Source organism: Pseudomonas sp. (assembly GCF_030147005.1).
Classification (GTDB): Bacteria; Pseudomonadota; Gammaproteobacteria; order Pseudomonadales; family Pseudomonadaceae; genus Aquipseudomonas.
This window is the reverse complement of the sequence record NZ_JASLAW010000034.1, coordinates 1-20,173: the sequence shown is the minus strand read 5'-3', so window position 1 is coordinate 20,173 and position 20,173 is coordinate 1. Positions and strand designations below refer to the sequence as shown.

Sequence of the window (20,173 nt, the reverse complement as noted above, 5' to 3'; positions counted from 1 at the left end):
ACGGACCAGACTCCAACGTAGCTCTCGTCCGAACCGATCAGCGCAGTGTCATCACCCTGCAGCGGTGGATTGACCTGCAAGTAAATGCCATCGACCCGCTGCGCCGTGGTGGTGACCTTGCCGTCGAGCGTTGTCACCGATGCCTTGAGGGTGCTCAGCCCGGTGGCCGTGGCAGTTACGCCGGTGACAGGATCGTTCACCGTGGCCTTCACCGCGCTCAACTGCTGCGCCTGGGCAGTGATGTCCTGGCCGTGTTGATTGATCGTCGCAGAGTTCTGTTGAACCTGGGTGACCAGCGCGTTGACCGTCTGCACCACTGTTCCGATGTCGGTCCAGTAGGTTGCGTTCGGCGGCGGGTTATTCGACGGCACCGATGTATTCGCCTGGTATAGACGCTGCCACAGGCGGACTATCTCGCCTTGGGCGTAAGCCCTCGCCGGGTCGTACTCCAAAGCGTCAACAACCTGGCCAATCAACGCCTCCAGTTCTTGCTTGGTCGCGGCGATGCGCCCATTTACAGATCCAGGTCCGTTGCCGTCGATGAGGTTGATTCGCGCGTTGAGCAATTGCCCCAGCGAGGTTTCGTCGATCTGCCCTTTGATTTGCGTAAGGATCGCCCCAGCATCCGAGCTGGACTGGCCCATCACCCCATTAACCACCGGGTAGAACGGACCGATGTTGCCAGTACGGTCAACCAAGCGCGCCCAGAAGAACAGCGTTGAACCCGCCAGCAGGGACTGCATACGGTAATCGGCCTGCGGATATGCCAGGTCGGCAAGCTTGGTCGCTGCCGCCAGGTTGTTCGCCGGCCCATACCAAAGCTCCGTGCGCTGGGTGTCCTCGGCGCCAGCGGGGAATCCCCACTTGATGCTGATACCGAACAGTTCGCTTTTGGTGGTCAGGAACGACACCGCCGGCGGCAAGCCGGTTTTTCCTTGCAGATTCGTCAGGATCGAGTTTTTCCAAGCCGACGAAATGTCGAAGGCACTCACCGCGCGCACCCTGGCCAAGTAGGCGCCAGAGTAGATTCCGGTGACGTCGACGCTCGCGGAGCCGGTGCGCTGCACCTTGATCCAGTTCCCGTTGTCCTTGCGCCACTCCACGTCGTATGCGACGGCGCCGGTGACGGCCGGCCACGAGATGTTCATGGTGCTGATGGCGATACCCTGATTCACCGAGTAGCTCGATGTCAGCGTGACGCTGGCCGGTGCCGGTACCACCGTGATCGGAATCACGCTGATCGGGCGCTCTTCCAGACGCGCGCCGGTGTCGATGTGAGCAAACTTGCTCGGATCGTACTGAACTGCCGATATCTCAAACACGCCTGGCTCTGGCCGGGCCACGCTCACCACGCGGTAGAGCGGAATGGCCAGGTCGTCAGCATCAAGCGCCCACACCAGCTCGCCCTCAGGCGGCACGGAATAGGCGACGGTCACGGTGACCTGCCGGCCGCTGACAAGCTGAACCGTGCGGCCCTCGCACTTGCCGTCAGGCAGATTGAGTATCAACCGGTCGCCGGGCTTGGCCTGAGTGTCGCGGTCCAAAGTGATGACTTTGCCGTTCACTGCCGAGATGCGCCCGCCCACCGGCCGACCGGCCAGGAGCTCGTCAGCGATCGGGACCACGTAGCCAGGCAGCGGAATGCGCCCGTCCAAGCCTACCTTGAAGGTGACGGCCCGATCCTTGGAGTTGGTGAGCAACGCCCACTTGCCGCGGCGCTGGGCCTCGGATTCGCGGGTACAGCCGATGGCACTGATCTCCAGTGGGTTGTCGCCGTAGCGCCGCTGCAGCTTCTGGTCGGTCACCGCAGTGACGTCAGTGTCGTAGTTGTTCAGCGGGTTGTCGTAGCTGATCAGCGCCCGGGTGTACCGGGTGCGCTCCGACGCGCTGGAGTAGGTGAATTTGCCATCAATGACGTTTGCCCGGGTGTAGGCAAAGTCGAAGTCGGCCGCGCGCGGCATATCCGCCAGCGTGAACACCTGGCCCTGAGCCCAGTAGGTCATGCCACGGTAGATGGTCGAAATATCCTGAAGCAGCGACCAGGCGTCAGCCTTGCTTTGCAGGTTCAGGTTGCAGATGAAGCGCGGCTCCTGCCCCCCCTTCCCGTCCGGCACCAACTGGTCGCAGTACTGCGAGATGCGGTACAGCTCCCACTTGTCCACCATCCACGGCTTGATGCGACGACCCAGGCCGAAGCGGTCGCTCAGGGTGATCCCATACGTAGCCCAGACGGGGTTGTTGGTGTAAGCCTCTTTTAGCGTTCCGTCCCAAATTCCGCTGTACGTACGCGACACTGGATCATAATTGCTGGGCACCTGCCACTTGCGAGCCTTGCAGCTCACGGTCACGGCGGGAATGCTACGGAACTGCTCGGCAGAAAACTCGATGTACAACAGCGCGGTGTTCGGGTATCGAATCTTGGCGTCGATCACCTCGGTGAAACCGGCGATCTGCATAGTGTCGGATATTTTGTTGTTGTTCTGGTTTACGGTCAGGCGTGTGATTTTAATCAGCCAGCCAGTGGTCGCCTTTGGAAGATCAATTCGGCGTGTGCGCTCATAAAGACTGGCTTTCTTCCCGTCGACAGCCTCGCTAAGCACCTGCTGATAGGCGCCACCATCGGTGGCCAGCTCAACCTTGTATTCGATCCGGTAGCCATTAATGTTGCCGCCGGCATCAACGGATTGAATTGCTGGCCAAGAAAAGCGCACACGCACAGCGGAAAGCTGAGTGTTGCTGATAGCTCGAACCCACGGCGTTCCACTGCGCAGCTCGGTACCGATCGTGGTTTCGCTCTCAACCGACGGAATACCCTGGATATAGGTCTGGTCCACCGCCCCGGTGCGCCACTCCCATTTCACATTCGGGAAGTTCATGTTGCCCTGGGGATCCTGGAGAGGCGTGTTGTCGAGGTAGATATCGCGCGCAGTCGGCGTACCCTCGAACTCGCCCTCTCCAATGGCGATGAGCATCTTGGCAATGGCGACAGAGCGAAGACTGTCCGGAGCTTCCGTCGGCGTTTTTGGCTTGTCTTCGCCGCCCTTGGCGCCGTGGATGTCAATCTTGCGTGCTGCGCCCATGCTTTTCTCCAGGCAATAAAAAACCGCCTCATGGGCGGCTGCGTTGCTGCGGGAATTAACTACATCTGATCTTCGGCGTAGATGGAGGCGCTGATGATCGCGCCTCCCCAGCGCCGCTCGCCGATGCAGAGCGGCACCGGATTACCCGACGCCGTGGTGTTCTTGGCACTGCCGAAGGCGTAGCCGGGGGTGTTCTCGGGCGCGGCGCTGGTCTTAAGGCCCGTGGCTTGAGGGCTCAACATCTGGATTACGCCGCCGGCCGCCAGCGCAATCCCCGGCGCGGCAAGCACTTGAAACCCGGGGATGAACGACACAGCAATCAACACCGCACCGATGATGGTCTGAATAAGACCGGCTCGCTTGCTGCCGGTAATAATCGGGGCGATTCGAATGTCACCAGCGCCTGAAAACGCTACCTCCTTCTCGCCAAGAGCCGTCTTTCCCCGGAAAACAGCGAACTCTATCCCGCGCGATTTGGCGTTTGAGATGAACCGTTCAAACCCTGGTATCTGAACACATAGCGCTTTGATCGCTTCAGCTGGCGATCGAACGGATAGTCGAAATGATCTGCCGAATTGGCGTAGCTGGCCGTAAAGCAAAATTGTTGTCATTGGTTGATAGTTGATTGCTAATGCTGACATGGCTTTCTCCGGGAATAAAAAAACCGCCCGGAGGCGGCTTTTTTAAGTTGAACTCAAATACATCTATTTAGGGCCGGCAGAAGCCCACCGCGCCCAATTTGCGACCATGCGGCTCGCTGATAATGTTTCACGATGCTGCCCTTACCCTGGCTCCCGCGCTCGATATCCAAAACGTCGTCCGTCTGTCCAGAATCAGATCCAGCAACGATGCGATACCCAGTTGTGGTTTCGTTCATCACAGCATTGGACCGGTAGTCCTGCCAGGCTGGATATACGCATAACGCGACCGCGCGCGGATCCTTCGTTGTAAATTGCGTCGTGACAGGCTTCCCTGCCATCAAGTCTGATGGCGTTGAACATCCTGACAGCACAACCAAGGCCAGCGCCCCTACGAATAATTTCATGTCGTTCCCTCGTTGATGTATGGAGGGACTGTAGCACCGAGGTGACAGATGCAAAAAGCCCAACGCGGTGCCTTCGGTGACGATAGCTATGGATTCCCTCAGGATTAGGCTGGCTTGCCTCGCAGTGCCTTAAACACCAAGCTTGGCGCTTTACCAGGGACATCATCCAACTGCCCAAAGGGTTGCATGCCGATCTTCTCTAGCACCCGGACAGAAGCAATATGATCAGGCCTGACTAGACCGTAAACTTCGGGCAAACAAAGCTTTTCAAATGCATATTTCAACGCATCTTTTCCTAGCTGAGTCGCATAGCCTTGACCCCAAGCCTCGACAGCGAAGCGATAACCCAGGTTGACGCGCTGCTCAGCCAAGTAATCGTGGGTGGAAATTCCACCAAACCCTATGACGTGCGCCGGCGCATCACTCCTTGCAATAGCCCAGGCACCGTATAGGTGCTTGTCCCAATGCTCGATCCAGCGATTCAGTAAACACTGCGCTTCGACAAGATCCTTCATTGGACCTGCCGGGTTGAAAAGATTGGTTTTTGGATCGCTATAAATAGTGAAAAGGCGCTGTGCGTCAGAGGCTTGCGGCACTCTATAGATGAGGTGGTCCGTCATGCTGAAACTCTCCAATACCGACCAAAATCTCTGCAGTTTAATCATCCACTGCATCACATATACACCAGAGCGGCCTTCAGGCGGCGAAATCATCGTGACAGCCCACCGCTATCAGAATCCGCATGTCGTACCTCTATTAATGGCTATTTGAAGCTGGTCGGAATGGTTGGTACCTCAACGACCTTACCATCCACTAGGCGGAACGAAATCACTTTGCTCGCGCCCGTCATTCCGTTCGCGTGGCTCCATATCCACATTTGCCCATCGGCACGGGAAACCACTGAGTACGGTGGCCCCATGATCTGGGTTACCTGCTCCTCAGTCATCCCAACTTCCACCTTTCTGGCGTCATCATAGGAAAAACTTGTTCCGGCACATCCTGAGAGAGCCAGCACCAGAGCGACTACAGCGAAAAACCTTGATATCCGCATGACCACCCCCTTGTCCATTGAACTGCCGACTGTAACCCGGACCTGGCCGGGCATCCAGCGTGGATGGAATTCCAGTAACCGAGCAGATGCTTAGCGTAGTAGCGTTGTGCCTCTCTTGCCCCTCCACAGAAAGGAATCACTATGGCGCTCTTCACAGAGGAATCATTGCAGTACCTCGAGAAAACAACACCCACCTTGCTCGGTAGCGCACCTTGGAATCCGTTGTTCGGCCCGGGTGAGAAGGTGCTCGTTTCCGGCATATATCGGTGTGAGGGCTGTGGTGACGAGATTACTTCAAACAAAGGCGATCCATTTCCCCCTCAGAATACGCACCAACACCCTGGCGTTTTCGCCAGCAAAGTCCAATGGCGTTTGATCGTCGAAGCTCAAACGAAAGGCTAAAGGATTCCCCAGTCCTACGCCTGCAAGCCCAAGGACTGGGATAGCGCCAATATCGGCGCGTTTATGACCTGGAGGTCAATGTGAGTGAGAAACCAGTGGTTAGCCCTTTTCAATTGGGTGTATGTGCAGCAATTCAGGTTCTAGCAACTGCAATCGCTGCAATTGACCCCACAAAAAGACAAATGATTAAGGATGCAGCAGAAGCTGTTATGAGCTCTATGCCTGCTGATAAAGGTCTGGTTGACGGATCTTCTGAGCATCACATTGCGCTGCAATCCCTGATTGTAGGACTTCACCTAAACGACTCCCCAAAATAAGCGAACTGAACTCTTCGCTCCATTGCTGAAAAGTCTTGGGCGCTGGCTGGTCGTGCGCCCCTGGCTTCTGTTTCATCTTTCTCTCCTGCGGCCATGCCGCGTCATGTTGGTTGTTTTGCGCCTTTGTGCCTGAGGATCAGGCGTGTTCGGTCGTGCCAGGGGCCTCCGTAGACGATGATCTCCGACGGCCTTCCGTAAAGGTGGTGCAGCAGGAACGGGCCGGGGCCGAAAGCGCCCGAATCTTCACCAGGCAATGCCGGATCTGTGCCGAGGTAAATCCCAGCGTGGTTCGGGTGAACTGTCCGGCCCACATGCATAACGATCAGATCGCCGCGCTGCGGCCGGTCGACTCGCACAAAGCCAGCCGCGTCGTAATGTTGCTCGTACAGGCTCGCGTTCTCCGCACTCTCCCACCAGCCGTCGGTGCGCTGGAAGGCTTCAAATTCCAGGCCCCACTCCCGGGCATACCAATCAGCGCAGACCTGCCAGCAATCCCATGCTCCATGCACGAACGGGCGCTTGAGCAGCGGCGTGCTGCCCGTTGGCGTAATCGTGCGCATGTCGCCCTCGGGCCAGGACAGAATATGCCAGGGCAGCGCCGTTGCCTCGCACATGGCCAAATCATGCGGTGACGGCCTGCTGGTGGCGTCCGGGTGCGAGTGAACGATGCCGATCACTTCGCCCAAGTCTTCCGCCGCAGCATAGTCCTCGGGATCAAGCCGAAACTCTTCGTTCGGCTCCGTGGCGATGTTTCGGCAAGGGAAATACTTCTGCGCCCGGCCGACGGCGAGTAGCAGACCGCAGCACTCTTTCGGGTACTCGGCCGCCGCATGTGCCTGGATGGTGGTGATGATGTGTTTTCGCATTATTCGCGCCCACTAAAAAGGGCGCCGAAGCGCCCTTGGTTAAGCAAAGATTTTCCCGGACTGCGGAGGCCTAAGCAGCGCTCGCCCGATAATTCCGGCCCTCACTCTGTTGCGCATGGTCGACTGGCTAACTCCGGCTATTTTCGCCCATTCAACGACCGTCCTCTCTTCGTCATCAATCAGAAGCGTCGCATTGTGTTTGCGCACGGGCTTTGAGGCGGCCTCATCAGGAGTCATCCCGGCATCGAGCCGATTGTAGAAAGTCGACTCTTTAATGCCAGCCTCGCGCCAAACGCTAGCGATATGCTTTTGAGTACCCTGGCGCGTGATAATGGCGTTGTTCCGCTTATGCTCGCCCTGACCTAGGGCGTCAGTCCATCGGCAGTTTCCTGGCTCGTAATCGCCATTCTCATCAAGCCGGTCGATGCTCTGGCCTTTCTCCTTCGCTCCCATTCCGGCAACGAATCCCGCAATGTCTCGCCACTCTTTACACACCCGAATGCCTCGACCTCCGTAATCTTTGTAGTCTTTGGAATCGGGGTTGTAGCAGCGATCGATCATCGCCTTCCATGTTCCATAGGCCGAGTGCTTGTGCAGGCCGTGGGTGGTAAGAGCTTCAACCACTCGCTGCTTGTTGTAGCAGCCGCAAGAAACGGTTGCGCCACTTATGAGCGAACTGCGAAGTATCTTCCTGCTCGCCCCGCAATCACACAGGCATCCCCAGATAGTTGTTCTGTATGGTCGGTCATTTATCTCTTTACTTACGACTGTTAAGCGACCAAATCGGCAACCGATAAGGTTGAGTGGATACTTGGTTTTCAATTCACACCCCTACAGTATGAAACCTAACAGGAGGAGCGCAGCAGGCCAGTTAGGTATTGGCTTTTCGGGAGCGACCCTAGCTGCACACCGCATTGTATCAGCTCCTGCTGATCAAATTCACAGCCGGAAATCCACCGAAACTAAGCTCCTCGTTCTCGCCGAACCGCAACTTGCAGGACGATAGGCAGCCCTTGCACTGGTCCAGGGCCGGGTCATCTGTGGGGTTGTCCTCGTCATCGAACATCGCCGCTCCGGTGTATCCGCAGTCCGGCCCCCGGTAACCATTGGTCATGGCCCAGTGGCAGAACGTCGTCATTTGCCGGCCGGGCAGCCCGTGGTTGTCGATCTCGCCCGGTGAAGACAGCTCCCAGACCACAGCCTCGCCGTCCTCGCTGGTTTTTTGGTCGATGTACCAAATTTCCAGCGCTTCCTGTGTCGGGTCAGCAGTTGGGTTGCCATCGGGGAAGTTGGAAGCATCCAGGTACTGGGCCAGGGTCTCGCGAACCGTCAGCTTGAACTTCAGCATGTCCTCGAAGGCCAGGCACAACGCCGTGACACGCCCGTTGACGTTGCCGGCGGCGAACGTTGGCCGGGAAGCTGTACCGTCGCTGCTCGAGGATATCCCTTCAATTCGCACAGGCCACGCTGCGTACTCCTCCCCCTGCCAGATAATCGACTTGGCCGGCAAGTCGTCCTCAGAATGCTCGTAGGCCAGCAGTTCCTCAGCCGTGTGCGGGATTGCGTGGCCGTGGAAGCGCAAGTAATCCGCGCCGTACTCGGTCCCATCAATTTCGAACAGGCGAATTTCGCCGCCGGGCTCCAGTTTCTGGATGTCCGTGATCAGTGCCATGGGTGGTTATCTCAGGGGTGGAAGGTTTGCTGGAAGGTGGCGGTGATAGCGTAGACCTGGCCGCCACGGTGCACGGGCTTGTAGCCGTTGCACTTGTAGAGGCCAAGCTCGCCAAGTGGCGGCTCCCACAGGAAGCCCTTCGCCCCTTTGTGCCGGTCGATGAAGGCCATGATTTCCTTGATTCGCGGTTTCAGACCGGTAAAGGTCACCGGCCAGGACTGCGATCGATTGTTCAGGCCATCCTCGACCGACTGCTCGTAGCCATCACCGAACTGTTTGGAGCGAACGCGCTGGGCGATATCGCCCTCCGCGCCCTTCTCCGTTGCCCAGGTGAATCGTTCGATTGCCATCAGCGCCCCTTGATTGCTTTGTTGATGACGCCGCCCTGGCGCATGTCCTTCGAGCGCAGCTCTTGATATTTCTGTTCTACGAAGGTCGCCAACTCTTTGCCGAACAGGTCATAACCTGGCGCGTCAGCAGTAGACGAAGCGTTACCGTCACCGTCGATGTGGACTTCGACATTGATCTGAGTCGCACCCGCCCCGCCGCCGCCCATAGCCATAACGCCAAGCTTGCCGCTCGATGTACGGGTCAGAGGCATAATCGCCTCTTCCCCCGCCTCGCCCATTACGCCGGTCTTGCCGTTGGCCATGCCGAACGCAGTGGGCTTGCTGACGATCGAGTTGGTGAAGGCACCGCCGTCGGCGAACATCTGGACGCCGCTCGCCCATGCACCACCTTTGGCCTGGGTGACTCCAGACCAGCCCGCCAGCACTTCAGGGCTGTAGCCTGCAGCGGTTGAGCCAGCCGATGCTGGTGTCGCGCCTCCGCCGAAATACGCGCCTGCTGCCGAAACGCCAAGGCCCACGAGAGAGCCGAGCAGTCCCGATGCCGCTTGACGGGTTGCGATGCGCGCCATGTCAGCCAAGATTGATTTGGCGAAGTCCGAGAACGACGCTTTACCGGTCATGGCGAAGTTGACGATCGAATCCTCCATGGAGCTGAAAGCGTTGCCGAACAGGCTCTTGGTCTGACCGGCGATGTCCTTTGCCGAGTCCAGGTAGTTTTCCCAGGCAGCCGTTGCGCCCTTCGTCCAATCGCCTTGGGCGTTCTCCACATCAGCGTAGTTCTGCCGGATTTGGTCAGTGGCGGCCTTGTTCGCGTCAGCGAGAGCCTGCGACTTCCGCTTAAACTCTTCCTCCGACATGTTCCGCGACGGGTCGGAGCGCTGGTTTTCCAGCTCTAGCGACTGCTGAGCAAACCGGTCTTGCTGGCTGTTCAGCTGACCACTCAATGCGTTCTGGCGGTCACCCTGACCCACACCCAACACGGCGCGCTGCCCTGCAAGCTCCAGGGCTCGCTGTTGCTGCCCCAATGCCTGCACGTAGGAACTGATCGCACGCTCCTGCTTGGCGAGTCGCCCTGTTTCGTTGGTCGCCAAAACCTCAAGCTGGCTGTCAGCGTCCTTCTGCGCCTTGACCATGCCCGCGCGCGCATCGGCGATCTTCTGATCGATCTGGATGCTTTGCGCGGCCGAGGTGCCCTTCTTGGCCTTGGATGCCTCCAGGGCGGAGATCTCGGCCTCGTAGGCTGCCGTCACCTGGTCAAGCTCGTTACCGATCAGGGCCTGGCGGCGAAGCAGGTAGTCTTCCTCGGAAAGCAGACCAGCTTTCTGCGCGGCTTCCAGCTCCTTCTGGTAGTTCTTATAGGTGTCGGTGATCGCCGCCAGGTCGTTTTTGGCGTTGTTGAAGCTGGTCAGGTCGACCTGGTTGCCAGCGGCTTTCGGATCCTTGAACTTGTCGTTGATGTTGGAGATGTTTTTATCGATCGTCGCCTGGGCCAAGCGCGGATCGTTCGGCGCTACCTTGCGGATGTCGTCGAGCTGCTGCTTGTAATCCTTCAGGGCTTCGGCGCGTTTCTGTTCGTTGGTCAGCGACGACTTGGTGAGTGCGTCCACCTTCTGCATCGAAGTGATCGCGGACTGTTGCGCCTTAGCGCGCTCACCCTCTTGCTTGGCAATGTCAGCTTCAGCGTCGCGCTGATCCTCCAGCATGTTCAGGTGATTGGTATAGAGCTCAACCATCTCCTTCTGGTTTTGGAAGATTCCGACATTGCCAGCCTGGGCGGCTGCAAGATATTGGCGCGCCAAGTCAATATCAGCACCGATATCTGGACGACCAACATTCTTTAGATAGTCCGCCGCGTTGGCGACAGCGTTGTAGCCTTTCTCCCAGAAACTCAGGTTCTCCAGAATCTTCGGCGTGCGCTCGTTAATCGCGTCGGCGTAGGATTCTGTCGCGAGCTTCACGGCACCGGCGTGATCGCCCTGCTCTTCCAGCGCGGCAATTTGCGAGTAGACCGAGGCGGTGAGGTAGTGGTACTGCTCGTTCAGCGCTGCCGAGGCTTTAACCGGGTCATCGGCGAGCTTCACGAACTCCGCAACCGTCTCGCTTACTGCCTTGCCCGTGGCTTCCTGCATCGACACTGCGGCCTGGGTGATTCCGGTAAAGCTCTCGCCGGCGATCCTGCCATTGTCCGCCAGCAAGGCCAGAACTGCAGCAGCTTGGCCGGTCGAGCCCACGGTCGCGCTCACCTGCCGCGCCATGTCGCCCAGCTGTCCGGCGCTGACCCCGGCGTAGTTACCGGTCAGGATCAGCGATTTGTTGTAGCGGTCCTGCTCTTCGCTCCCCTTGTAGTAGGCAACGGCCAGGCCGCCCACAGCAGCGGTGGCCAGTGCCAACGGCGCCAGGATAGCCAGCAATCCGGCAGCACCCGCACCAGCACCCGCTCCCAATTGAGCCACAGCGCGAACGCCGCTACCCCAGTCACCCGACGACAGCGCGTTACCGAGCTGAACAACGTTTTCCTGGGCTTGGCGGGTGCCGAGGCGCAGCTTGTCGAAGCCGGTGGCTGTCTTTTCGAGCTTTCCGTAATCCTTGTCGATCTTGCTCAGAGCGCTGTTGTACTGGTCCTGGCTGATCCGGCCCTCGTCGAGGTGCTTACCAAGTTTTTCGACCTGGTTGTCCAGCTTTGCCAGCGCTGCGCGGGCCGGGTCAATCGCCCCCAGCAGGCTGTTCAGCGCCTTCTGTTCATCCATTGCAGACTTGGCCAGGGCGATCTGCTGCTTATCGAGCTGAGCCGATATCTTCGCCGCCTCAGCCTCGCCATAGGCGCCGGTCTTGGTCAGCTTGGCGAGGGCATCACGCTGCTTTGCCAGGCCCTGGGTGGTTTTGGCGCTGGTGGACAGCGACTTCTCCAGCGCCTGCATTTCGTTCATCAGCGAAACGGCGGACTGCTCGGCCCGGCCGCCGGCCTTCGCCATCTCATCCAGGCTAGTTTTAGCCTGGATTGCATCGGCCGAGTCGATCTTGACGCCGAGTTCTGCAATGTTCATCGACTCACCTTGAATAAGTGCCCGCGGTTACGGGCTGTTTTCCCTCTCCTCCGCCATGACGCGCAGGGCCTCGCCTTCCAGCACCTGGAGGTCTGGGAAGATTTCAGCAAGTTTCTTTTTCTTGATGCCGAGGAACTCGGCCACGTCGCGGATGCAGCTGTAGTCGAGACCGATCGCGCCGCCGGCGCCTGCTCGCCACTGGGTGGACATGCGGTTGAAAAGGAGGAATGCCGGCCAGTTGCATGGCCAGACCTCCACCTCTTCAACCAGATCGCCAGGGGCAAGGCCGAACATGCCAATAACCGCATCAGGCACGCTCGGGGAATACATGGCTCGGGCGGCGTCTGTCAGTTTCCCAGTCGGGCCTGGCTGTATGCTCCTTCATGAGCCCTCACGACAGCCTCGGCGGCACCCTGGCAGGACTTCACGAATGCGACGATGTTGTCGTCGCTGTATTCGTCATCGAAGCCCCAGCCGACCACAAGATCTTTGATCTGCTGGGTTTGCTGCGCGGTATCCACGGCCACAATTTCCGACCAAGACGGCTTATCACCCAATGCGGCCTGTGCCTTCTTACGCTTTTCGTTCCATTCATCGAACAGAGCGGCAAGCTCGGCGCGATCGCGGTACTTGAAGGTGAACTCGACTTTTTCGGGCGTGCTTCCGACGATCGGGATCAACACGGGCGCGGTGAATGTGGCGTTCTGCGCGATACGGATCTTTGCCATGAATTACACCACCGCAGTCAGGTAGCGAGTGGGCTCGGATTGCAGGGCCAGGCTGACGGTTCGGGTCAGGAGGTTGCTGCGGGACACGGCCGGCTGCTTGGAGAACGACGTGTAGGTGCCATACAGCAACATGTCGTTGCCTGGGAGATTCAGGCGCGCGGCTTCGATCTGCTTGCCGGCGTCAGCCTTCATCAGCACGCCGTTGAACGCCTGGGATGGGTCGTCCGCAATGGTCAGCGTCATGCTGGCCGCAGCCTTGTCGGTCGGGATCTGCTTGCCCTGGTCGTTTTCGAGGAACACCACGTCCAGGTAGTTCTGGTCGCCGCCCGAGAAGGCCACATCGGTGATTTGCGGAATCTGAATCCAGGTCAGAATCTTGCGCATGGAGCCAACGCCGCCTGCCGCCGGGTAAATCTGCGTATCGGTGGTATCGATGCCTTCCAGGGTGATCGCCGTTGCCGTGGCAGCCTTCACGCGCACTACCTTGCTGTCCAACTTGCTCCAGCCAGAGCTGAGCAGGACGATATCGCCCGCAGAAATGGTGCCGCCGACAACGGTAGCGATCGCCTCGCTCGCATTGCTGAGTGCGGAAAATGGCAGAGCCGCAGCGTACGTGGCGGCGTGCTGAAAAGTGCCGCCGTTCGGGATTTTGTAGCCCATGGGTAGTTCCTCTTTGCAGATATGAAAAAACCCGCTCGATGGCGGGTCTTTGGAGTTGCCCAATGGGCGAATTTTTAGTTACTCAGGAATACGACAGTTTTCGTAAGCCTCAAGCGGCAGCCCAGACTTGGAACCAACAACTACGCCGGTAAGGCCGCAGGAAGGGCAGCAGGCATGCTTTTCCAGATACCACTTCCTAATTTGACTCGGCGTAGACCATTGCCCGCAGGCAGTGCAGATGCACCTTTCGCTGGCGCTAATCTCGTCTCGGTTGTTCCAGCCGTGATCGTCGGCAGATTCATCCAGCCACTGCAATCGTGCCTTTGTAACTTCATCCATGGTATCGCCCCTACCTGCCCATATACGTGCATCGATTCTAGCGCGATGCCGCTCAGTTAGTGTCGGCTCGATATAAGAACGAGACCGAGACGGTATAGTTGGAATCGCCGTTGATGCCTGGCCCAGGGTCAACTGGCGACATGGTTACCGCGGTGAGCGCAGCCTTAGTGTCCCTGGCGTATAGCGGGAACAGGGCCGTCAACTCGGCCACAATCGGGTTGGTTTTGGTCTTGCCGCTCCCCGCCGGCGCGATGATGCTGACCTGAAACACGCCGGTGTACAGACGGTGATCGCCGCCGAGCGTGTTGCTCGCGGTTTCGCCTGGAATGGTGAAGGCGCGCAGATAGGTCTCGCCCTCCGCCGGTGTGTAGGCCGTGTTCTCGAAAACAATCTTGAGCCTTTCCGACCTGGCAGCGTTCCAGGCGATCAGCTTTGCCTCGTAGATCGAAGCGATGATTGCGTGACTCATACCTGGTTGTTCCTGATGGCCTCCAGCACGATCTGCTGGAAGCGAGCCACGGTTACCCGAACCATGCCTCCGGGGGCCTGGGTGGAATGGCCGAACTCCAGCGGGATCGCGTAGGGCAAGTTGTTGATGATGTAGGCCATCTGGCCGGTGGAGAAGTCGCTCATTGCTGCGACCAGCGCGGCAGTGGTTTCGGCGCCGCTCGGGTCTACCTCGTCAATGGTGACGTTCTCGACCACGCCGAGCGAGATGTGCCAGTTCGCACGAAACCGGCCGCCGACGTAGCCTTCGGGCGCCTTGATGTCCATGCCGTCATTGAGCTTGCGGCCCTTCTTTAGCCTGCCACCCTTCGTGAGGTTGGCCGGATCACTGCGCAGCGCGGTGTTGTGATCGTCGACGGCCTTGTTGTACTGCGTCGCCACTGCGTTCTGCGCCCAGATCTCCGGGTTACCCACAGGGGACATGCGAATCAGGCTGCTGCCCACTTCGATGATGATTTCGCGGACGCTGGCGTCGATGGCTTCGCTGGTCTGGGCGGCGAACTCGGCCAGGCTCAGGGCGAAGCTGCCGGATTGTCCGGCGCCTGCGCGGCTCACGACCGTACCTGCAGCTCGTACAGGATCGGTGTGCCGGCGGGGTTGATCTCTTTCAAAGGAGGTACGATTGACCAGGTACGGCCTTGGGCGACCACCTTGTCGAGCAGGCTAGGCACCCAGGCCAAGCCCTGCGCGGCGATCTTGAGTTTTTTGTCGCCCTGCCTGATGAGGCTGTTGTTTTGGAACTCTTGGCCGGTGAAGTCGAGCAGGATGCCCTGGGCGATTTGCTCGACGGTTGCGCCCGGCGCCTCGCCGCCCAGCTCCGGGTCGTACTCGCCCGGTTCCGTCTTGCTGATGGTCACAGGCTGGCCGAACTCTGTGATCATATCCAGAGCCATCACGGCCATTTCGTCGTAGAAGGCCATGGTGGCTCCATATGTGAAATTAAACGTTGAACATACCGATGTGATACTCAGGCAACGGCTTCCGCTTCCTGCGCTCCTCAACCATGCTGTCAGCGATGCCCGCAGCCTGCTTAAGCACCTCGGCCCAAGAACCATCTACTTTGCTACCAGTAGCTTCGCCCTCGGCTTTTGCAAGAGGTAGCGCTGCGGAAAAATAGAGATCCCACGCTTGCTGTTCTTCGTCGGTGTATTTATCAGCCATGATAGAGCTCCTATGATTGAGCTCTAACGCTAACACTATGCGCGGACTGCAAACAGCCCGCGCTTTTGTAGGTAGTCGGCAAACTGCGTTGCGCTCGGCCGGTCTGGTGCAGCAGGCAATAGCCGATTGCTGGTGTTGGAGATCGTCGCGTACTCGCGAGTGACCGCACCCTCGATGCGCTCAAGTGTCACAGCACCCTTGCGCTTATCCATTGGGTCGATGTCGTCCTGATGGATCTCGGCAGCCAGCGCCATTTGGCCGTACTGGATCCGCGCCGGAAGGTAGTTGTTCGGCTTGATCTCATGATCAAGCAGCACTTCCCGGCGCGGCCAGGACAAGGCCTGCTCGCCGCTGGTCTTGCGACCCTTCCAGGTCATGCCATCCATCACCAAGGCGGCGCGGCGAAGCAACGCTTCCTGCTCGGGAGCGCCCGCAGGGATGACCGTGCCGAACTTCACGGCATACAGGGCCAGGTCCTCGGCGCTCGCGTAGCTTTCGGCGTCAGGCTTGCCGGTGCCGTCCTCGATGATGAGCATGGGTTACTCCTTGACTTCGTTCAGGCAGTCAGCCTCGGCCTTCGCTTCATCGGCAGTGCCGACGAACTCGCCGAATCGTACACCGTCGCGGGTGATGATGATCCACTGGTCATTCGATTCCAGCTTCGGAATGTAGACCGGCTCATCCTTCGTGCCATCCTTCAGGGTCCCGTTGGTGCCACCGGTCAGCACGTTTTTACCGGTCTTTTCTTTGCCGGCGGCCACCTTGTCCTTCGCGGTCTTTTCTTTGCCGGCGGCGGACGTCACCGGAGTTTTGCGGGTCTGCACTTCCACCTCGATCTCGGCGGCATCGTAGGCGGCTTTGATCTCAGGGTAATCGCCCACGATAACGACCTTGGTCACGCCACGCTCAACTGCGCGGAACAGATCGGGATTGCGGTAGCGCTTGTTCGGGTCGAAGTCAGCCAGTTGGTTGCTATAAACGAGTTCCATGATTCTCTCCATGGCGGCCATTGCTGGCCGCGTCTTGGGGTGGGTATCAGCCGGCGGCAGGCGGCGTGGTGGTCAGGGTAATCATCACGCCGGCGGTGACCTTGTTGCTGTCCGAGTGCTTGACCCAGTTGGCGGCCGAACCAACAGCGGCCAGGGTTGGGTTGGCACCGCCAGTGGTTTCCTTCCAGCTGTAGCCCAGCACGTCGATGTTTACGGTGCCTTCTGCGCGGTAGCCGATGCCGAGGTTCTCTTCATCGTTCACCTCGTAGGACCGGAAGCCAGGCGCCTGCGACTCGGTGATCACAACGGCATTCGGCAGCAGGCCGAAAATCACGTCAGCCGGTGCGGTGTCGGTCACCAGCACTGGCTTGCCAAGCGTGCCAGGCAGACCGCCGTAGATGACTACGCCGGCTTCCTCGTAGACCTTGTTCGCGATCGCCTCGTCGACGATGTCGAAATAGGCCGACGAGTGCATGACCCACAGGGCAATGCGGCCGAACTTGTCGCCAAATTTGCGCATGCCGCGGGTCAGGGTCTTCTTGCCGTCGGTCTCGATGTTGGCCGAAACCACCATGCCAGCGTTGGAACCGATCGCGGCACGCAGTGCGGCGGTGGCGTAGTGGATGAAGCCTTCCAGGGTAGCGTCGGCCACGTCAACGCCGATGATTTGGGAGAATTCATCTACAGGGCGGCCGCGGCGCTTGAACGCTTCTTCGGTGGTCTGGTACGGGCCGTATTTCCACGGAGCCTTCACACCAACAGCTTCGCCGGCGCCGATCTTCTTCGAAACCACTTTGGCTTCGGAGTTGACGTCGCGGTGATCCAGGCCGCCGCCGAGTTTGTAAAAAGCGCGCTTGCGGAAATCGCCTTCGATCATTTCGTTATCGAGAACAATGGCGCCGTTGGAGGATGCATTGAATACATCCAGGTTGTCCTGGACACGTTCCAGGTATGCGGTTTGCGCCTCATCGTTGTAGATGATCAGGTCGCTGTTGACGGTTGTCGCCATGGGTGTTTCCCCTTACTTGGGCAATTGCAGATATGCGGTTTGGCCGTGCTTGCGCTGGTAGTCGCGCTTCTGCTCGGAGGTCATTTCGGAGCGCTTGAATGCAGCCTGGCCGCCACCCCCGCCCGGGGCTTGTGTCCCTGAAGCCCTTGGCCACAGGTGAGGTGCGCTTTCGCGCAGGGATTCCGCCCATTCGAGCGGGGTCAGAGGGGTCTTGCCGTCTTTGCCGAGGATGGTCTGGCCGGACTCATCAACAGCGACCGCATCGCCATCTTCGTTCAGGGTGAACACGCCTTTGGCGCGCAGGATGATGTCGTCGGTTGCTTCGGGGAGTGCGCCAGCCTTCAGAGCAGCGCCGCGCACGGAGTCACCCAGGACTTTGCCCTGGAACTTCGCGGCGAAGGCTTCGGCCTTCTCGGCGCGGCCGGTGATAGTCTTCAGCTGCTTGTCGTAGTCACCGCGCAGGCGCTCGGTGCGGCGGTTGAACACTTCGTCCACCTTGCCCTCTGTCAGCAGCTTGGTTTCCTCGTCTTGTCCTGCCCGACTGAGCAAACCTTTCACGGCATCAATGTCGATGCCTTCGAATTGGGTTTCAAACTGGGTCAGCTTGCCGGAGGTTTCCTTCAGCTTGCCCAGCAGCTCATTGTTTTTGGACTTCAACCCAGTCACGGAGGCTTCAACGGCAGTCGCGATAGCGGCCTTGATTGCCGGGTTTTCCAGGTCGATTTCGATTTCTTCAGGCACTTGATAGACTCCCAGTACGGCCTGATATGGCCGAAGTTGATTTTTAAATGAATACAAGAACAAGGAACGCAAAATGAAAGATTTAGATCTTCACACTCACTTACTATTCTGCCGCTTCACTAAAGGCGGAGATTTAACTTCGGAGATAATTAAAACCCACAAACTTATTGAAAAAGCGGAAGACCTACTCGTTGACACGACAAATGAAAAAATTAAAAGAAATCTGCGTAAACCATCGAATATGCAAAACCTCCTACCCCATGTCCCCGCATGGATTTGGGAGTGTTCTCACGCACTAACAGAGCTAAGGAATATCGTCGCACACGATCAGCCTGTGCTGGATTCCCCACATCCGACGGCACTTCCTATGGCAGTAGAAAAGTTCATCCATTTGGTTACAAGCAATACTGCGGGAACTGTATTTGAGCTTTCCGAAAATATAAACTTATCTCCATTTGAAAGAGCCTCATTCACGCTGTACACGGAACTCTTAGAGCACCTTAAAAACTCGCCACTGCCTGCAGGTCCTATTCCTTTGGGGGGGCTTTACTACCAAGATCCTCCAGAAGATCCAACCGAGGCATTGTTCAAACACTCGAAATTATGAAGACCTACTTTAAGTTAGCTCTCTCAAACGCCAATGGTTCTAATGCCCTCATCTGCACCAGGGTCAGCGGCGCGAAGTTGCGATCAAGCTGCAGCTCAGTGAAGCGCTCCACGGTCAACCCGCCCTCGCGGAACAGCTTGCCCCGTACAGGCCCGATAGCCACATCCTGGAACGATGCCGGTTGCTGCTGGAGCCAGTGGTAGTAATCCAGATCAGCATTGACCTGTTGGCCGCCATTGGCGCCAACAGAAGCCCGCGTAGCGCCTTTGGCGAACATCGCGCTGAGCTTGGTCAGGAGAATGAAGGTGGTGCGGCAGTTCGGGTGGAATGGCGGCCTTGGGCCTGAATCCACCGGAAACTTGCGCTTGTCCATCGAGCGGCATTGCTGGCTGGTCTTGCTGTCCAGCGTGGCCACCATCTGGATCTCTTCGACGATATCCGTGTTGGCCTTGGCCACCTCCATCCGCGCCTGGGAAGACACATGCTGGATGGCGGTGTGCACGACAGTACTGGCATTGCGGTTGGTGGTAGCCAGGATGCCGTCTTTATACCCGGCAGCCTTCGTGCCGCGGATGTTTCGGATGATCTGGAAGTTCGTCTGCCCTTCGAAGAACCCCTGCCGGATGGTGCCGGTGACGCGCTCACGTTCGGCGCCGGTCCAGCCTTTGATGAAGGCTTTCAACAGCTTGCCGCCACCGGTACCGCGCACACTGAGCGGATTCGTCAGCACTGCGGTGCGGATTGCAGCAGCCGTCGGCGCGACTGCATCCAGCGAAACGCCAACCGGCGCCGACCTGGCAAGGCTGGTCGCCTCGAACTCGGCCTCGTAGTTGGCGATATCCACCAGATCGAGGTTCAGTTGCGTGCTGTAGCGGTCGAAGATGCCCAATAGCAGGCTATCCACTTCCTTCAGCAACGCTTCAAGGCGCTTGACGTTGTACTCAGTGAGGTCCGACTGGGTTAGCCTGTCACGGATCGAGCGGTCAATCTCCTTAAGGAAGGGAGCGAACTTGCCCACCTCTCCTGCCTTTAGTTTTTCGAGGAAGACGGCGTGCCGGATAGTCGCGTCAAGTACTGCCTGGTTCGCTGCCATCTACTTTGTCCTCGTCGTCCAGCCCCAGGCCATCGCCCTGCTCTTCCAGCTCGCCGTCGATCTGCTTGTCCGTGCGCTCTGGTGCGATCAGCCCAAGCTTGCGCAGGTAAGCCCGCAAGTCGGCCTTGGCGAATCCGCCGTTCTGCCACAAGCCAACCAAGGCCGTGATCATCTGCGGATCAGCCGAGAGTTCGACGAACTCCTGATTGACCTGGTAACCGACTTTGTTGTCGGCAATGCCCATGTAAATGCAGCACCACATGAGCGCACGGGTGTAGGCCTCGCTGACGTTCGCCACGCACCCGGCGAGGACTGATGTCGATGCCGATTGATCACCACGGGACTCGGTAGCGGTCTTGGTAGCAAGAGAAGCCACTACCATCCGAGCGCCCAGTTCGATCATCATCTGGTTTTTGTCGGCCATGGCCTCCTTGACCAGCGTGTTGGGCGTGGGCTGCGCATAACCGAATGCGCCACCAACGGGCAGCATCATCGGGGCTCTGGAGCCAACA

General features: G+C 58.5%; 26 protein-coding genes. 3 read left to right on the top strand and 23 right to left on the bottom strand.

The window, feature by feature from the left end; all coding sequences use genetic code 11:
* From Q1V60_RS03020 to bamE, 5 genes are all read right to left on the bottom strand, one after another.
* Positions 1–3,080, bottom strand: a 3,080-nt coding sequence (locus Q1V60_RS03020; protein ID WP_300627312.1) for a host specificity protein J, incomplete at its 3' end; no start/stop codon positions are given.
* A 59-nt stretch (positions 3,081–3,139) separates the two neighbouring features.
* Positions 3,140–3,721, bottom strand: a complete 582-nt coding sequence (locus Q1V60_RS03015) for a tail assembly protein (RefSeq protein WP_300627310.1) — start codon at positions 3,719–3,721, stop codon at positions 3,140–3,142.
* Between the two features lie 53 nt (positions 3,722–3,774).
* Positions 3,775–4,125 (bottom strand): hypothetical protein, encoded by a 351-nt coding sequence (locus tag Q1V60_RS03010; protein WP_300627309.1) that lies wholly within the window; start codon positions 4,123–4,125, stop codon positions 3,775–3,777.
* A 104-nt stretch (positions 4,126–4,229) separates the two neighbouring features.
* Positions 4,230–4,745 carry a GNAT family N-acetyltransferase gene (locus Q1V60_RS03005; protein ID WP_300627315.1) on the bottom strand — a complete coding sequence of 172 codons (516 nt, stop codon included), beginning with the start codon at positions 4,743–4,745 and terminating at the stop codon, positions 4,230–4,232.
* Positions 4,746–4,888: 143 nt separating this feature from the next.
* Entirely contained in the window at positions 4,889–5,176 is a 288-nt protein-coding gene (bamE, locus tag Q1V60_RS03000) for an outer membrane protein assembly factor BamE (RefSeq protein ID WP_300627314.1), read from the bottom strand.
* 141 nt (positions 5,177–5,317) lie between these two features.
* Between bamE and Q1V60_RS02995 the strand changes: the two genes are divergently transcribed.
* The gene (locus tag Q1V60_RS02995) at positions 5,318–5,578 is read left to right on the top strand and encodes a protein L (protein WP_300627307.1); all 261 of its coding nucleotides are present in this window, start codon (positions 5,318–5,320) and stop codon (positions 5,576–5,578) included.
* 80 nt (positions 5,579–5,658) lie between these two features.
* Positions 5,659–5,895, top strand: a complete 237-nt coding sequence (locus Q1V60_RS02990; RefSeq protein ID WP_300627305.1) for a hypothetical protein — start codon at positions 5,659–5,661, stop codon at positions 5,893–5,895.
* A gap of 101 nt (positions 5,896–5,996) precedes the next feature.
* On the opposite strand, the gene Q1V60_RS02985 is transcribed toward Q1V60_RS02990, so the two are convergent.
* From Q1V60_RS02985 to Q1V60_RS02910, 16 genes are all read right to left on the bottom strand, one after another.
* Positions 5,997–6,761: a C40 family peptidase gene (locus Q1V60_RS02985; protein ID WP_300627304.1), complete on the bottom strand. Its 765-nt coding sequence runs from the start codon at positions 6,759–6,761 to the stop codon at positions 5,997–5,999.
* Between the two features lie 39 nt (positions 6,762–6,800).
* The gene (locus tag Q1V60_RS02980; protein WP_300627302.1) at positions 6,801–7,385 is read right to left on the bottom strand and encodes a hypothetical protein; all 585 of its coding nucleotides are present in this window, start codon (positions 7,383–7,385) and stop codon (positions 6,801–6,803) included.
* 295 nt (positions 7,386–7,680) lie between these two features.
* A complete protein-coding gene (locus Q1V60_RS02975) occupies positions 7,681–8,433 on the bottom strand; it encodes a phage minor tail protein L (RefSeq protein WP_300627300.1) in 753 nt (250 codons plus the stop codon).
* Positions 8,434–8,444: 11 nt separating this feature from the next.
* Positions 8,445–8,783 carry a phage tail protein gene (locus Q1V60_RS02970; RefSeq protein ID WP_300627299.1) on the bottom strand — a complete coding sequence of 113 codons (339 nt, stop codon included), beginning with the start codon at positions 8,781–8,783 and terminating at the stop codon, positions 8,445–8,447.
* Complete coding sequence (locus Q1V60_RS02965; protein ID WP_300627297.1) at positions 8,783–11,827, bottom strand: phage tail tape measure protein; 3,045 nt, start codon at positions 11,825–11,827, stop codon at positions 8,783–8,785. The genes Q1V60_RS02970 and Q1V60_RS02965 overlap by 1 nt, the downstream gene beginning before the upstream one ends.
* Positions 11,828–11,854: 27 nt before the next feature.
* The gene (locus Q1V60_RS02960) at positions 11,855–12,157 is read right to left on the bottom strand and encodes a DUF1799 domain-containing protein (protein ID WP_300627295.1); all 303 of its coding nucleotides are present in this window, start codon (positions 12,155–12,157) and stop codon (positions 11,855–11,857) included.
* A gap of 17 nt (positions 12,158–12,174) precedes the next feature.
* Positions 12,175–12,555: a phage tail assembly chaperone gene (locus tag Q1V60_RS02955; RefSeq protein ID WP_300627293.1), complete on the bottom strand. Its 381-nt coding sequence runs from the start codon at positions 12,553–12,555 to the stop codon at positions 12,175–12,177.
* Between the two features lie 3 nt (positions 12,556–12,558).
* Positions 12,559–13,215 carry a phage tail protein gene (locus Q1V60_RS02950; protein WP_300627291.1) on the bottom strand — a complete coding sequence of 219 codons (657 nt, stop codon included), beginning with the start codon at positions 13,213–13,215 and terminating at the stop codon, positions 12,559–12,561.
* Positions 13,216–13,606: 391 nt separating this feature from the next.
* On the bottom strand, positions 13,607–14,023 hold the full coding sequence (locus tag Q1V60_RS02945) for a phage tail terminator-like protein (RefSeq protein WP_300627289.1): 417 nt from the start codon (positions 14,021–14,023) through the stop codon (positions 13,607–13,609).
* Positions 14,020–14,616, bottom strand: coding sequence for a hypothetical protein (locus Q1V60_RS02940; RefSeq protein ID WP_300627287.1), 597 nt, complete (start codon positions 14,614–14,616; stop codon positions 14,020–14,022). The genes Q1V60_RS02945 and Q1V60_RS02940 overlap by 4 nt, the downstream gene beginning before the upstream one ends.
* The gene (locus tag Q1V60_RS02935; protein WP_300627286.1) at positions 14,613–14,981 is read right to left on the bottom strand and encodes a hypothetical protein; all 369 of its coding nucleotides are present in this window, start codon (positions 14,979–14,981) and stop codon (positions 14,613–14,615) included. The genes Q1V60_RS02940 and Q1V60_RS02935 overlap by 4 nt, the downstream gene beginning before the upstream one ends.
* A 19-nt stretch (positions 14,982–15,000) precedes the next feature.
* Complete coding sequence (locus Q1V60_RS02930) at positions 15,001–15,222, bottom strand: hypothetical protein (protein WP_300627284.1); 222 nt, start codon at positions 15,220–15,222, stop codon at positions 15,001–15,003.
* Between the two features lie 35 nt (positions 15,223–15,257).
* Complete coding sequence (locus Q1V60_RS02925; protein WP_300627283.1) at positions 15,258–15,758, bottom strand: DnaT-like ssDNA-binding protein; 501 nt, start codon at positions 15,756–15,758, stop codon at positions 15,258–15,260.
* Between the two features lie 3 nt (positions 15,759–15,761).
* On the bottom strand, positions 15,762–16,211 hold the full coding sequence (locus tag Q1V60_RS02920; RefSeq protein WP_300627281.1) for a CTP synthase: 450 nt from the start codon (positions 16,209–16,211) through the stop codon (positions 15,762–15,764).
* Between the two features lie 46 nt (positions 16,212–16,257).
* Positions 16,258–17,220 carry a major capsid protein gene (locus Q1V60_RS02915; RefSeq protein WP_065950825.1) on the bottom strand — a complete coding sequence of 321 codons (963 nt, stop codon included), beginning with the start codon at positions 17,218–17,220 and terminating at the stop codon, positions 16,258–16,260.
* Between the two features lie 12 nt (positions 17,221–17,232).
* Entirely contained in the window at positions 17,233–17,961 is a 729-nt protein-coding gene (locus tag Q1V60_RS02910; protein WP_300627277.1) for a hypothetical protein, read from the bottom strand.
* 73 nt (positions 17,962–18,034) lie between these two features.
* Here Q1V60_RS02910 and Q1V60_RS02905 point away from each other — a divergent pair, with 73 nt between their 5' ends.
* Positions 18,035–18,568 (top strand): hypothetical protein, encoded by a 534-nt coding sequence (locus Q1V60_RS02905; RefSeq protein WP_300627275.1) that lies wholly within the window; start codon positions 18,035–18,037, stop codon positions 18,566–18,568.
* 4 nt (positions 18,569–18,572) lie between these two features.
* Here Q1V60_RS02905 and Q1V60_RS02900 read toward each other — a convergent pair whose 3' ends face one another.
* Together Q1V60_RS02900 and Q1V60_RS02895 are read right to left on the bottom strand one after the other, a co-directional pair.
* Positions 18,573–19,661, bottom strand: coding sequence for a minor capsid protein (locus tag Q1V60_RS02900; protein ID WP_300627274.1), 1,089 nt, complete (start codon positions 19,659–19,661; stop codon positions 18,573–18,575).
* Positions 19,636–20,173, bottom strand: a 538-nt coding sequence (locus Q1V60_RS02895) for a DUF4055 domain-containing protein (RefSeq protein ID WP_300627272.1), incomplete at its 5' end; no start/stop codon positions are given. The genes Q1V60_RS02900 and Q1V60_RS02895, both read right to left, overlap by 26 nt.